General features: G+C 45.5%; 1 protein-coding gene. It reads left to right on the top strand.

All coding sequences use genetic code 11. The features are described from left to right. Nucleotides 1–35: 35 nt before the first annotated feature. Nucleotides 36–448 (top strand): 6-carboxytetrahydropterin synthase QueD (queD, locus tag KDM89_RS19815; RefSeq protein WP_212689605.1); only part of this gene is annotated, 413 nt, incomplete at its 3' end.

Here is a 448-nt window from a genome sequence, read left to right as displayed (position 1 = left end):
AACCCATAAACTTCTACAAATTCCTTAAGCTTTTCATGTTAACGATTACCCGAAAAATGGAATTCGATGCCGGTCATCGTATTCCGGATCACAGCAGCCAGTGTCGTAATTTGCACGGTCACCGCTATACCCTGCAAATCACCCTGACTGGCGATGTGGTGCAGCAGGATGGTGAATCCGATAATGGCATGATTATGGATTTTGGCGATATCAAGGCGCTTGCCAATGAGCACCTGGTCAATCTGTGGGATCACTCTTTCATCGTCTACGAGAAAGACTACATCATCCGCAATTTCCTGGAAAAACTGCCGGGACATAAAACGGTAGTGATAGATCGTGTACCGACAGTGGAGAATTTGGCTAAGATCGCCTTCGATATTCTGAAGGATGTTTACCATGATCGTTTTGGCCGTACCCTGGAACTGAAAAAAGTCACACTCTACGAAAC

The sequence above is a fragment of the Cognatundibacterium luofuense genome (assembly GCF_018139685.1).
GTDB lineage: Bacteria > Pseudomonadota > Gammaproteobacteria > Burkholderiales > Burkholderiaceae_D > Undibacterium > Undibacterium luofuense.
This window is presented reverse-complemented; position numbering and strand designations above follow the sequence as displayed.